This window comes from Paracnuella aquatica, assembly GCF_003332885.2.
Classification (GTDB): Bacteria; Bacteroidota; Bacteroidia; order Chitinophagales; family Chitinophagaceae; genus Flavisolibacter; species Flavisolibacter aquaticus.
This window is the reverse complement of record NZ_QOWJ01000004.1, coordinates 88,092-101,902: the sequence shown is the minus strand read 5'-3', so window position 1 is coordinate 101,902 and position 13,811 is coordinate 88,092. Positions and strand designations below refer to the sequence as shown.

Genomic DNA, 13,811 nt, shown 5'->3' with positions numbered 1-13,811 from the left:
CAAAGCCCGGGCTCAACCCGCCGGCTCAAAAACCTGAAACCTCATACCATGCTCCTCGGACATAACTTCATTGGATTTGAAACCAGATCGGCTGGCGATAAAAAGCTACAGGCATTCAGCACCGTGCAAAAAGAAAACCTGCCGGGCGACTTTGCCATAGCAACAGCCGACGAAATAAGCGCCGCCGTGCAAAAGGCAAAAGCGGCTTTTGAAACCTACAGCCAAACTTCATTTGCAGAAAGAGCTGCGTTTCTCGAAGCTATTGCCGACGAGATCATGGAGTTGGGCGATGCACTCATTCTGCGGGCACACCTCGAAACCGGCCTGCCCGAAGCCCGCATCACCGGCGAACGTGGCCGCACCGTAGGGCAGTTGCGCCTGTTTGCAACGCACCTGCAGGACGGCTCTTTTGTAGATGCCATTATTGATACGGCTATGCCCGACCGTAAGCCGCTGCCCCGCGCCGACCTCCGCCGCATGATGGTGCCCATTGGCCCGGTTGCGGTGTTTGCAGCGTCTAATTTTCCATTGGCATTTTCCACGGCCGGTGGCGATACCGCATCGGCGCTTGCAGCTGGCTGCCCGGTGGTGGTAAAAGCACACAGCGCCCATCTGGGTACCAACGAGCTGGTAGCATCGGCCATCATCAAGGCCGCCCAAAAAACCGGCATGCCCGATGGCGTGTTCTCGTCGCTGATTGGTGAAGGCTCGGTGCTGGGACAGCAGCTGGTAAAACATCCCGCCATCAAAGCGGTAGGTTTTACCGGCTCGTTTCGCGGTGGCATGGCGCTGATGAAATCGGCGGTAAACGATAGGGAAGAACCCATCCCGGTTTATGCCGAAATGAGCTCGATCAACCCTGTGCTGGTTTTGCCGGGCAAAATAGCAGCCGATGCCGATGCAGTGGCGGCGCAACTGAGTGCTTCCATCACGCTGGGCGTGGGCCAGTTTTGCACCAACCCTGGTCTCCTGTTTATCATCAACGACAGCAATACCGAAGCATTCGTGCAGAAATTGTCCAACGCACTGGCGCAGGTACCTGCTGCCACCATGCTGAACAAAACCATTTGTTCCGCTTACCAGTCGGAGCGGCAGCAACTGCTGGGGCAGCCCGGTGTGCAGGCCGTGTTCCAGGGCGAGGAAGCAGGTGCCGATTATAAAGCCACCGCTTCGCTGGCGCAAACAACCGCGGAAAATTTCAGGCAAAACAGCGCATTGCAAAACGAAGTGTTTGGCCCCACATCATTGGTAGTGCTGTGCAACGATGCTGCTGATTTAAAAGAAACCCTGGCGCATTTGCACGGGCAACTTACTGGCACGGTAATGGGCACCCCTGATGACCTGGCGCAGTTTCACAACAGCGTGGAAGTGATGACGCAAAAAGTAGGGCGCCTGATTTACAACGGCGTGCCCACCGGCGTTGAGGTGTCGCATGCCATGATGCACGGCGGGCCTTTCCCGGCCACTACGTTTGCGCATTTTACCTCTGTAGGGACGGAGGCGATCAACCGCTTTTTGCGCCCCGTGTGTTACCAGGATTGCCCGCAGGAATTTTTACCCGATGCACTGAAAGACAGCAACCCGCTGCACCTCATGCGCAAGGTGGATGGTGTGTTTACCCGTAATGCCGTGGGCCGGGTTGCCGCTGTAAGCCTGTAACCATTAACAGATAAAAACTAACGATACATGAAGCGAGCCATATTATTGCTGGCGGCCTTTGCTGCCCTGCAGTCCTTTGCACAAAACCTGAGCAAGCGGGTTGTGTTCAACGACCCATCCAAATACCGCCAGCTGTCGGCGGTGCATGCCGGCGCAGGCCAAATGAAATTTACCGGCCTCATTGGCAGCCAGACCCTGGCCACCAACCTGCTGTACCTGCATGCCGGCGAAATTCCCGACAAAGCAGGCATCGGGCAGCATTTTCACCACACCATCGAAGAAATGTACGTGATCTTCGATGGCGAAGCCGAGTTTACCGTAAATGGCCGCACTTCCAAGATCAAAGGGCCTGCCGTGGTGCCCTGCAAACTGGGCCATGCACATGGCATTTACAACAACAGCGGCAAGGCGCTGCGCTGGCTCAATTTTGCGGTAAGCACCACCAAGGGCCGTGGCGACAACTTCGACCTGGGCGACGACCGCGTAGGTGCCTCGTTGGACGCCATCCCGCAGTTTGTGTCGGGGCAGTTGAAAAAGGAAACGATGCGCACCGGCAATGCGGCTTATGCGGGCAACGGCATCCTGTACCGCCGCATCCTGGGTCCGGATATTTTTGCCACCACCTGGAACCATGTGGATCATGTGATCATCCCGGCCGGAAGCAAGGCCAGCAGGCAGCTGGCCAACATGGAGGAAGTGTATTACGTGGTAAAAGGTTCGGGCAGCATTGGCGTAAATGGCGAAACGGCACCCATCAAATTGGATCATGCATTTTATGGCGCCAACGGCGAAACGGTGGCCATCAGCAACGATGGCAAAGAAGACCTGGAACTGCTGGTGATTGGCGTAGCTACCGCACCAAAAGAAGCAGCCCGCACCACTGTACAGGCCAAGCCCAAAGCAATTGTGCTGCAAATGGATTTTGTGGTAGCCAAAGAAAACGCGGAGGCTTTTGAAAAAATGTACACCGGCGTATATGTGCCGGCCATGCTGGTGCAGCAAGGTTACCTCGAATCGAAGTTGCTGCGCATTTTTCCTGAAGCTGTTGAAAAGGAAATTCAGGGTGAGGCAACAGATTACAATTACCAGTTGCAGATCTCTTTCGACACCGAAGAAGCCCGGCGCAAATGGGTAGCCAGCAAGGAGCACCAGGCCGCATGGCCCGCTGCAGAGAAGCTGGCAAAATCATTCAAATGGCGCGGCTATGATGTGGCCGGCGACAACCGCAAATAACGGCACTGCGCCGAACGATATAAAGCGTGTAGAAAAGAAAGGTCACCAACCAAAACATCTCAATTTTTAAATGGGGTTTCTACTAAAACTTTATTGACCGACAATTTTAGGTGACGCAGTTTTTTATAAATCACTATACCGTCCGACTTAAACCTTCCCATGTATGCAAAAGCACCGGTGTTGCCGGGGCTTTTTTGTGTGTAGGTAAATGTGTTTTCGGTTTCCTTATTTGAAGTGCATGATCATCGAACTTGCGGAATTGTCATGCCGAACTTTTTTCGGCATGACATTGAGAAAAGGATTTTTACCAAGATGAGCATGCTGCAAAGCAACCACTAGAAAACAATTTTTTCAAAATAAGAAAGCCTGCACCAATTGTGCAGGCTTTCTTATTTTAATCAATTACACTTTCGGTATTTATACGACTGCTATCACGTGACAACTACCACTCTTTCATTTTTCACGTTTCACTTTTCACGAAGACCCCTTACAAGTAATTCACATACCCCTCCATATTCGTACGGATCTTATACACTTTGCTGTAGCTCACAATGTACAGCGTCTTCATGTCGTTGTCGCCAAAACAAAGGCTAACCGGAAAGGAGGGCAGGTTGATCATGCCTACAAATGCACCTTTCGCGTTGAAGATCTGTACGCCGTAATATGTGGCTACATACAAGTTGCCGGCTTTGTCAATCGCCATGCCGTCGGCGCTGGACGATTTGCCTTTGCGGTCCAGCACATTTTCGGTGAGGAACAGCTGCGCAAACTTGCGGCCGTTTTTGATTGTTCCATCGGTCTGCACATCATAAGCCCAGATGTAGTTGTCCTTTTCGCTTTTTACCGGGTACCAATCTTCATCGTCGTAGCAGTTGTTGATGAACAGCGTTTTGCCGTCAGGAGACAGCACAATACCATTGGGCATCGCAAACTCGTTGGGTTCCGTTACGCGGGTAATGGCGCCTTCGGGCGACACATAATAAACAGCGCGGCCAGGCTGGAACTTTTCGGCTTCCATCGTAAACTGCGGATCGGTAAAATAAAAGCCGCCTTTGGCATCGGTTACCACATCGTTGGGGCCGTCAATGGGCTTGCCATTGTATTTGTCGGCTACCACACGCACCACTTCGCCGTTGGTGGTCATTTCCACCACGCGGTGGCCCATCATATCACACACCAGCAGGTTGCCGTTTTTGTAAGGATACAATCCATTCGTTTGCATTTTGCCCGCCGAAATATTGCGGTAGCTACCGCTGGGATCAAGCTCCACCAGCGAGCTGCGTTTGGGGTTGGCGCCAAAGTCTTTATCAAAATACATGTTGGAGAAATACACTTTCCCATTCATCCATTTGGGGCCTTCGGTAAAGGTCAGTTCGGGTTTTGTTTTTTTACCATCCACCACCAGTTCCAGTTGTGCTTTCTCGGGTATGATGGCGCGAAATTGGGCCTGCTGTCCTTTTTCTTTTTCCAGGTAGTCGGCACGGGCGGGCCAAAACACATCCAGTGCATCGCAACCGAGTTCGCCAATTTTAGCGCCGTGCACCATGTTGGCAGGTATGCGCACCACGTCGCCTGTTTTCATGGCCTGCTCGCCATCCAATAATATTTCGTCGCAGGCACCACGCAGCACAAACATCATTTGCTCCTGCGGATGTATGTGGTGGGGAAACACCGAGTTGGGGTCCATCGATATAAAACTTAGTTGCATGTTAGTGCCCGAAACCAGCCTTGAATGTGCGCCATCGGCCAGCTTGGTGAGTTGTATGTTATAGAGGTCGTGCACTTTGTTGGGCGCCACGTTGGGCTGCATGGCTGTAGTTACATCGGCAGCGGTTGCAGGGATGTTTTGCACGCCTGCTTTTTGCAGGTAATCGAGGCGTAATGGGGTAGAAGCCTCCAGCAATTTGGCGCCGGCTGCACCAGCGGTAATGCCAGCTTTGGTTCCTTTTTGCAGGTATACAAAATCGGTGCGGGGCGTAGCGCTGTTGGCACCATCAGGCGCTACTCTTTTTTGTCCCAACATCGGCGTTGCCGTTCCGTTGATTGTTTGATCTATGCTGCCTTCCAATACAAACACAAAGCGGTCGGCGGCTACGGTTTCTTCGGGAATTTTGGCACCCGGTGCCAGTTGCAACATTGTTATCATGGTGCCGTTGCCCCAAAACATTTTGGCGCCCACGCCGGGGTACAGTTCGGCACTATCCAGCCCGTCGATGCTGGTTACTTTAGCAGCTTCCAGGTTCGACTGCACGGCGGCTGCAGGCAGCGACGGAAGTTCCTGTTTTTTTAAGTTATACTGCGCAATGAGGTCCGCGTTTTTTTGTTCCCAGCCGGCTTCGGCGCCCGACGATGAAGTACATTGGGTAATGGCAATAAGGGAAAAGCCAATGAGGCCATAGCAAACGGTTTGCTGCAATCGTGTTGCCCACATAATGGTGATCTTTTTTTATGGTACAAAGTGGGAAAATAGTTATTCCGGCACAGGGAATTGTCTAGTATTTATCGGCGGATTATAATGAACGTTTTTTGTAATGGGTAATACTATTTTTAACCGTCCTAATATTTTTTCAATCAAAATTCTGTTTGCCATGAAACTGCTATTGACGTTCTTAATGATCGTTGGAAGCCTCACCACCTTTGCACAAAACGCTATTGACGGTAACTGGAAAGGAAGCCGCGAAACACCAAACGGTACATTCGAAATCAACTACACATTTAAAGCCACAGGCAACGCATTGACAGGCGTTTGGAAAACGCAGTTTGGCGAAGCCAACCTGGAGAATGGTAAAATTGATGGCAAGAAATTTTCGTACACCGTTTCCATCAACGACATGAAGCTGGAATACACCGGCGAAGTGATCAACGAAAACGAAGTGCTGATCAAAAGCGAAAGAGGCGAGATGAAACTGGCCCGTGTAAAGCCATAATACGCAGCTTTTTTGCTTCGGCAACCCAGTAGCTTCCGGTTGTATTTATTATAGTCAACCGGCGGCTTACAACCATCAAGTTATTTTATTCTGGCCTCCGGCAAAACCAGTGCTCCATGCCGGGGGCCTTGCTTCCAATGAAACGGAAACGTTCGCCGGTGTACCACATTAGGTAAACCGGACCGAATGGGCCACCCTTGTGCCGTACTGAACCGATTTCTTCAAACGATTGCTACATGATCTTTAAAAGATTGCCTGCCAAGATTCCCCTTGTCCTGATTTCACTGGTGTGTTTTTTTGCTTTTGCAGTGGTGCACAACGATGGCACCAAAACGGCCCATGCTACCTGGAACCATTATGGCGGCGAACCCGACCAGTCTAAATATTTTGTCGGTGCACAACTAACCAAAGAAAATGTGAACCAGCTCCAGGTGGCCTGGGTATATCCCACCATGGATTCTGCCTTTAACTTCTTTAGCCCTATTGTGGTTGATACCATCATGTATGTAATGGCCAAAAACTCGTCGCTGGTGGCCATACATGCCGCTACCGGTAAGGAGCTTTGGATCCATGCCAACCTGCAGGGCATTACCCGCAGGGGCATCAATTATTGGGAAAGCAAAGACCGCAAAGACCGCCGCCTCCTGTTTACCCTCAACAACACATTGCAGGCCATTGATGCCCTTACCGGCAAATCCATCATGAGCTTTGGCGACAGCGGCTATGTGGATATGCGTAAAAACCTCGACCGCGAACATAGTTCCATCCGCCGCATGCAGGCCATGATGCCCGGCGTGGTGTTCGAAGACCTGATCATCATGGGCTCGGCACCCGGCGAAAGTTATTTTTCTGCTCCCGGCCATATCAGGGCTTATAATGTAGTAACCGGTAAACTGGTTTGGAAATTCAATACCATTCCGCACCCCGGCGAATACGGCTACGAAACATGGCCCAAAGACGCATATAAATATGTGGGCGGCGCCAACGTGTGGAGCGAAATGTCGGTGGACGAACAGCGCGGGATTGTGTACCTGCCGATAGGATCGCCCACCTTTGATTTTTATGGTGCAGACCGCCTGGGCGCCAACCTGTTTGGCAACAGCCTGGTGGCACTCAATGCCCGCACCGGTAAGCGCATCTGGCATTACCAAACCGTGCACCACGACCTGTGGGATTACGACCTGGCATCGGCACCGCAGCTACTAACGGTAACGCGCAACGGAAAAAAGATCGATGCCGTGGCAGTGGCTACCAAGCATGGGTTTATGTTTGTGTTTGATCGCGTTACGGGTAAACCGGTTTTCCCCATCGAAGAAAAGCCTTTCCCGGCCAGCGCCATGCCCGGCGAAAAAGCCTGGCCCACACAGCCCATACCTTCGCTGCCAAGCTTTACGCGTCATAAGGTAACCAAGGAAATGCTGAACCCTTACCTGCCCGAAGCGGAAAAAGAAAAATGGGCCAAACGCATTGATGCAGCCCGCTCGGGGCTGTTTGTTCCGCCTTCCGATAAATACGAAACCATCATGTTGCCCGGCGCATTGGGTGGCGTCAATTTTGGCAACACCGCATCGGCGCCCAACAAAGGCATGATGTATATTTTAACCCAGGAGTATCCTTCAGTGTACAAACTGGAGCGGGTGAAAAAGCCCACCGAACTGATGTCGAAAGACGAAGTAGAAAAAGCCAAAAACCTCATCACCACTTCCTGCGTGTCCTGCCATGGCGATAACCTGGCCGGCCGCGGCATTGCACCCAATATTGTTACATCGGGGCAGCGCATGACGCTGGATGAGTTTAAAACCCTGCTCACTGCAGGCCGCGGCCAGATGCCCGGTTTTGCACACGTAGACGATCAAAGTGCGGCTGCGGTATTCCGTTACCTCGGTGGCAACACCGCTGCTCGTATGGGCTTTGGCCCGCGCCGCGATGCGTCGGGTAAAATGCCTGATGGCCCTGTGGTAGCATCGGGTGGTGCGCCGGTAAAACCCGATGTCGCACCCAAGCCGCCCATGTCCGATTACCCACAGGGTGTGGCACACCCCGCCAACCGCTACACCACCGACTACGGCACGGCATGGCCCAACCTGCTGGGGCCGCCCTGGGCCTGGGTTATTGCGTATGATTTAAACAAAGGCACCATTAAATGGAAGCAGCCGCTGGGCGAAGATTCGATCAGTGCGGAAAAAGGCGATAAAACAGCCGGTGCCATCAATGGCTCGCAACGCAAAGGCATGATCGTTACTTCCACCGGCCTGTTGATCTGCACCGGTAAAGGCGGTAAACTATACGCTTACGATGCCGACAACGGCAAGCTGCTGTGGGAAACAACATTGAGTTACGAATCGAATGCGCAACCCATCATGTTTGCCATGAACGGCAAGCAATACATCGTGGTGAATGCATCGAACAATTTTGCAAAAGACAGTTATAACCACTCCAAAAAACCGGGCGCTTTACCAAGGGGCTATGTGGCGTATGCGCTGCCCGATACCAAATAAAAACCAACAACTAAAATGAGTTAACGATAGCAGCAAACAATTTGAAGCAACAGGTAATTAGCGGCTTTGATAGAAGAGGTGTTGGTGATTTCTCTTCGCTGCTACCTGTTGCCAATCTTCCAACAAACATTGATAAAGCATCGATAAAAAACTGACGCGAATTTCCACCTCATTGTTTAACAAAACCCCCACCAACATATGAAGTAAAGCCCCCAAATGCCAACTACCAGCATACACCATGCTGCACCAAACGATTGTTAGCGCTATTGCGTCATTAACCAACATTTATCAATTTTTATGAGAAAAACGATTGCTCAGCCATCAGGGCTCAACAAAGCGCTGTTGATCAAACCGCTATTGGTTTTGTCATTGGCCTCCAGCCCTGCAGTCTTGTTTGCCAACAACCCCATCGACAAAGATCCAACCCACAACAACTACGCATTTACGGTACGGGGCCGCGTGGTTGACGAAAGCGGCAGCCCCCTCAGCAGCGCCACCATTACCGAAAAAGGAACTACCAATACCACCAGCACCGATGCCAACGGTCTGTTTTCCCTCAACGTGCAGGGACAGGAAGCTACATTGGTGATAACATTTGTAGGATTCAGCACTAAAGAAGTAGCTGTAAAAAGCGGCACCAATGCACCCGTGATCGTGCAAATGAGCACCACCGCCAACTCAATGGAATCGGTGATTGTGGTGGGCTACGGCACCCAGCGCAAAGCCACTTCTACTGCATCTGTGTCTACCGTAAAAGGTGCACAACTGGCCACGGTTCCGGCAGCCAACATTTCCAATGGTTTGGCCGGCCGCTCCACCGGTATCATTACCCGCGCCAATGGCGGCCGTCCCGGCGCCGACAACGCCACCATCACCATCCGCGGCGCCGCCACCACCGGCAATAGCTCACCGCTGATTGTAGTGGACGGTGTGATCCGCAACAACATCAACGAAGTTGATCCCAATAACATCGAAAGTGTTTCTGTATTGAAAGATGCCGCTGCGGTGGCGCCCTTTGGTTTGGGCGGCGCCAACGGCGTAATCCTGATCACTACCAAGCGCGGAACCGTTGGTGCACCCAGCATTTCGTTTGGCGGGTACTATGGCTACCAGGAGCCTACTTATTTGCCTAAAATGCTCAGTGCACAGGATTATATGCGGTTGAAAAACGAAGCATATTATACCGAAAACCCAACGGGTACCAACCCCACTTATCCGCAAAGCTTTATCGACGAATACGCGGCTAACAACGCAAAAGATCCGGACAAGTATCCGATCTCTGATGCATTGAATGATGTGGTGAAAAAATCGTCGCCCATTTACCAGGCCAACCTGCAGGTGCGTGGCGGCAGCCAGTTCCTGAAGTATTTTGCCGGCATCAGCTATTTCAAGCAGGATGGTATGTTTGAAAAATCAACTTACGACCGGTTTAACTACAACCTGAACCTGGATGTGAACGTAACGCCTACCACCACTGCTTCGTTCTCGCTGAACGGATCGATGCAAAAAACAGCCGACGTGGACGGTGGCACCGGCCAGTTGTTTCGCGGTGTGTACAAGTTTGTTCCGGTAGCGCCACTTACATTTACCAACGGTTTGTGGGGTGAAAGCTCGGGCAACGCACCAATTGGTGTAATCAACTCAACGGGTTATTATCGCCGCAATACCACCAACCTGCTGAGCACACTTGCCATTGAGCAAAAGCTGCCATTCATCAAAGGCCTCAGCGTAAAAGGTTCGGTAAGCTACGACCCGTATAACTACCTCGATAAGCAATGGCACCGCCCGTTTGCCTATTATACGCAAAACACCAGCACTACACCATACACGTACACCCGTGCCTTTTCCACACAGGAAAACAGTGCTGCAACTTTTGCCTGGCTGAACCAGCAATACTGGCAGCAAAACAGCCTGACGCTGCAAGGTTACCTGAACTATGCCCGCTCGTTTGGCAAGCACGATTTTACCGGCCTGGTAGTGGCCGAAAAACGCAGCGCCAAGCAGCTTGATTTCAGTGCACGCCGCAACAATTTTGCGGTGGACATCGACGAACTGTCGCTGGGTTCTTCTAACAAAAACGACTTTGAAAACAGCGGTGCATCGGGCACTTCAAGCCAGGTGGGTTATGTATACCGCGCCAGCTATGCTTTTGACAAACGCTACCTGTTGGAAGCATCGGGCCGTTATGATGGGCACTACTTTTTTGCCCCCGGCAAAAGATGGACATACCTGCCCGCATTTTCTGCAGGCTGGGTTATTTCCAACGAAAAATTCTTCGAGCCGGTTCAGTTTATGGATTATTTGAAAGTACGTGGCTCCTGGGGTAAATCGGGCAACCTGGCCGGTAACCCATTCCAGTTCCTAAGTGCTTACACGCTGCGTGGCAATGCCTATGCATTTGGCGATGGCGCACTGGTTCAGGGCTCTTATGTTGACCGTGAAAACAACCCCAATATCACCTGGGAAATTGGCAAAAAAACCGACGTTGGTTTGGAAGCCCATTTCCTGCGTGGCCTGTTCCGCCTGGAAGCCGATTATTTCTTTGAAAGAAGAACTGGCATGCTGCTGGCTCCGAACATTGTAGTGCCACAGGAATATGGCCTGTCGCTGGCACAGGAAAATGCAGGCATCATGGAAAACCGCGGTGTTGAATTGTCGCTGGGAACCACCATGCGTTCCAAGAGCGGTTTCCAACTGTCGGTTGATGGCAACTTTACTTATGCCAAAAACAAACTGGTACAAACATTTGAAAACCCCGTTACCAAAAACGACCCTCGCCGCAGCCGCACCGGCCGCCGCAACGGCACCGTGTTTGGCTACAAATCAATGGGCCTGTTTACCACCGACGACGACAAGAACAAAGATGGTTTTATTACTGCAGCCGACGGCTACAACGTAGCACAGTTTGGTACGCTGCGTCCCGGCGATATTCGTTATGCCGACCTGGGTGGACCCAACGGTACACCTGATGGCAAAATCGACTCGTATGACGAAACAGAGATCGGCCACCCAACCACTCCGGCCATCATCTACGGCATCAACGTAGCCGCCAGCTGGAAAGGCTTTGACTTTTCTGCACTGTTCCAGGGTTCGGGCATGTCCAACTTCAACATCTACGGCTTTATGACCGTAGCGCACCTGAACAACAACAGTAACTCGGCTTACGAATATTATAACAACAGGTGGACTCCGGAAAACCAGAACTCGAGGTACCCAAGGGCTTACTCGGCACCATCGAACAACAACGGTCAAACCTCTGATTTCTGGCTGATGAACAGCTCGTACCTGAGGCTGAAGACCGCTTCTTTGGGTTATTCCATTCCCGGCAACCTTGCATCGAAAGTTCGGATGAAGTCGCTGCGGCTGTACGTTACCGGTCAGAACATTTTGACCTTTAGCAAACTGAAATTTACCGACCCCGAAACAACCGGCGAGCAAGGCTACCCCATCCAAAGAACCGTAACCTTTGGCTTCAACACCACCTTCTAATTTTCAAAGCATTACAAAATGAAATCAGTTAGAAAATATATTTTGTACGGATGCATCCTTACCGCATCGGTTGGGCTGGCCTCCTGCGACAAGCACCTGGATAATGAAAACAAAGCGGTGCTCACCGATGCCACGCAATGGGCATCTGAAGGCAACGCCGATATTTTCTTCAACGATGTGTACGACCAGTTGCCCCAGATGTACAACGACCCGGAGAACCTGGACAATTTCACCGATGACAATGACGCCGGTTTTTACTACAACTCCTGGAAGTATAAAGACGGCATCCTTGATGCGGCGTCGAGCAACTATGGCCTGTGGAACGGCGCTGGTGTAGGCATCGGCACCATCAACCGCCACAACTGGCCCGCGCTGTACACCGCCATCCGCAAGGTGAACACGTTTATGAAACAAATCACCACCAACAAGGCCAACTATTCAGAGGCCTGGTACAACAAGCGGATGGATGAAGCCCGCTTCCTGAGGGCGTTTCATTACAGCCTCCTGTTCCAGTACTGGGGTGGTGTGCCGCTGATTTTTGAACCACAAACACGTTCTGATTCGGCTGCGCTGTTTACCAGCAGGTCTACTTATGCCGAAACCCTGGATTTTTTAACCAAAACGCTGGATACGGTTGTTAATAACAAATACCTGGCGGTCAAATACAACAAAGGACAGGCTGATGCCGGCCGCGCCACACTGGGTGCCGCACAAATGCTGAAAGCGCATGTGCAACTGGTGGCTGCAAGTCCTTCGTTCAACGCGGCTACGCCTCCGGGTGGCCCCGATGCTGCCAAGGTTGCCGGGTTTGGCAACTTTGATAACAACCGTTGGGCAGCAGCTGCGGCTTCGTTTAAAAAGTTTATGGACGAATGGGGTGGTGCAGGCAAACAATACAACCTGTTCCCCGAAGACTCCACGCTTTGGTTTGAAGACAATGAGTACAACTCGGAAGTAATCTTCGACCGCCAGCAAGTGGCCAACATCCGCGGCTCCAATTACGAGCAGTATGGCGGGCCGGTATACATCCTGAACACCTACTACACCTGGGGCAACTACAACCCCACACAGGAATTGGTAGACCAGTTCTTTATGGCTAACGGCAAACCCATTACCGATCCTACTTCGGGCTACGATCCGCAGAAGCCTTATGTGGGCCGCGAACGCCGTTTTTACAAGTGGATTGTGTACGATGGCGCACCGTATAAAATGGACTGGATGCCAACCACCGATACCATTTACACCCGCATCGATAAAGTGCGTCCGTCGCTCAACCAGATCGACTTTGCCAGCACCGACGTGACCAACACCGGGTATTATTTCAAAAAGAAACTGAACCCAAGAAACCGACCTGCATCGGGCCTCAGCGGCGCCAACTACATCTACTTCCGCTATGTGGAAGTGCTGTTGGGATATGCCGAGGCACAGAACGAAGCGGTTGGTCCCGACCAATCGGTGTACGATGCGATGAATGCTGTAAGGGCGAGGGTGAACCTGCCCGCACTGCCAGCTGGTTTGAGCCAAACGCAAATGCGTGATGCCATCCGCCAGGAAAGAAGAGTGGAGCTGTGTTTTGAAAACAAGCGGTTCATGGACATTCTTCGCTGGCGCATTGCCCACGAGGTGCTGACTAAAGACCTCACCGGCATGAAGATCGAAAACAGCGTGCCGAGCAACAACAGCGGTGTTTGGGTTTACACACCGGTAAAGCTGAACCACCCGCACAAATTTGTCATGAAGCAGTATATGCACCCCATTCCGCAGCAAGCCATTGCGCAGAATCCAAAGCTGGTGCAGAATCCTGGCTATTAAACGTGCTATAGAGCAAGCAATCGTTCACAGCGCATAGAAGAGGCGCAAAGCAGAAAAGGGCCTGTGCTTTTGCACGGGCCCTCATTTTTTGTAGGATGAATGGGTTGTGAATTTGATAGAATAGCGTTGCTGCATTTTTACTGCATCCTAAATTGCGCATAAAAAAGCCCTGCAGCAAAGCATGCTGCAGGGC

General features: G+C 51.7%; 8 protein-coding genes. 6 read left to right on the top strand and 2 right to left on the bottom strand.

Translation table 11 applies throughout. The features are described 5' to 3' along the window. Positions 1 to 48 precede the first annotated feature (48 nt). Complete coding sequence (locus DRJ53_RS08140; protein WP_114235118.1) at positions 49 to 1,659, top strand: aldehyde dehydrogenase (NADP(+)); 1,611 nt, start codon at positions 49 to 51, stop codon at positions 1,657 to 1,659. A gap of 27 nt (positions 1,660 to 1,686) precedes the next feature. Then, positions 1,687 to 2,892 carry a cupin domain-containing protein gene (locus tag DRJ53_RS08135; protein ID WP_114235117.1) on the top strand — a complete coding sequence of 402 codons (1,206 nt, stop codon included), beginning with the start codon at positions 1,687 to 1,689 and terminating at the stop codon, positions 2,890 to 2,892. 487 nt (positions 2,893 to 3,379) lie between these two features. Here the strand turns inward: DRJ53_RS08135 and DRJ53_RS08130 are convergent, their stop codons facing one another. Then, a complete protein-coding gene (locus DRJ53_RS08130) occupies positions 3,380 to 5,323 on the bottom strand; it encodes an SMP-30/gluconolactonase/LRE family protein (protein ID WP_114235116.1) in 1,944 nt (647 codons plus the stop codon). A 157-nt stretch (positions 5,324 to 5,480) separates the two neighbouring features. Between DRJ53_RS08130 and DRJ53_RS08125 the strand changes: the two genes are divergently transcribed. Both DRJ53_RS08125 and DRJ53_RS08120 read left to right on the top strand, forming a co-directional pair. Further along, entirely contained in the window at positions 5,481 to 5,819 is a 339-nt protein-coding gene (locus tag DRJ53_RS08125) for a hypothetical protein (RefSeq protein WP_114235286.1), read from the top strand. Positions 5,820 to 6,055: 236 nt separating this feature from the next. After that, positions 6,056 to 8,317 (top strand): outer membrane protein assembly factor BamB family protein, encoded by a 2,262-nt coding sequence (locus tag DRJ53_RS08120; RefSeq protein ID WP_114235115.1) that lies wholly within the window; start codon positions 6,056 to 6,058, stop codon positions 8,315 to 8,317. Positions 8,318 to 8,374: 57 nt separating this feature from the next. Here DRJ53_RS08120 and DRJ53_RS08115 read toward each other — a convergent pair whose 3' ends face one another. Further along, complete coding sequence (locus DRJ53_RS08115; RefSeq protein ID WP_114235114.1) at positions 8,375 to 8,602, bottom strand: hypothetical protein; 228 nt, start codon at positions 8,600 to 8,602, stop codon at positions 8,375 to 8,377. 12 nt (positions 8,603 to 8,614) lie between these two features. Here DRJ53_RS08115 and DRJ53_RS08110 point away from each other — a divergent pair, with 12 nt between their 5' ends. Both DRJ53_RS08110 and DRJ53_RS08105 read left to right on the top strand, forming a co-directional pair. Then, entirely contained in the window at positions 8,615 to 11,806 is a 3,192-nt protein-coding gene (locus tag DRJ53_RS08110; protein WP_114235113.1) for a SusC/RagA family TonB-linked outer membrane protein, read from the top strand. Between the two features lie 18 nt (positions 11,807 to 11,824). Continuing rightward, positions 11,825 to 13,618: a RagB/SusD family nutrient uptake outer membrane protein gene (locus DRJ53_RS08105; protein WP_114235112.1), complete on the top strand. Its 1,794-nt coding sequence runs from the start codon at positions 11,825 to 11,827 to the stop codon at positions 13,616 to 13,618. Positions 13,619 to 13,811: the final 193 nt, after the last annotated feature.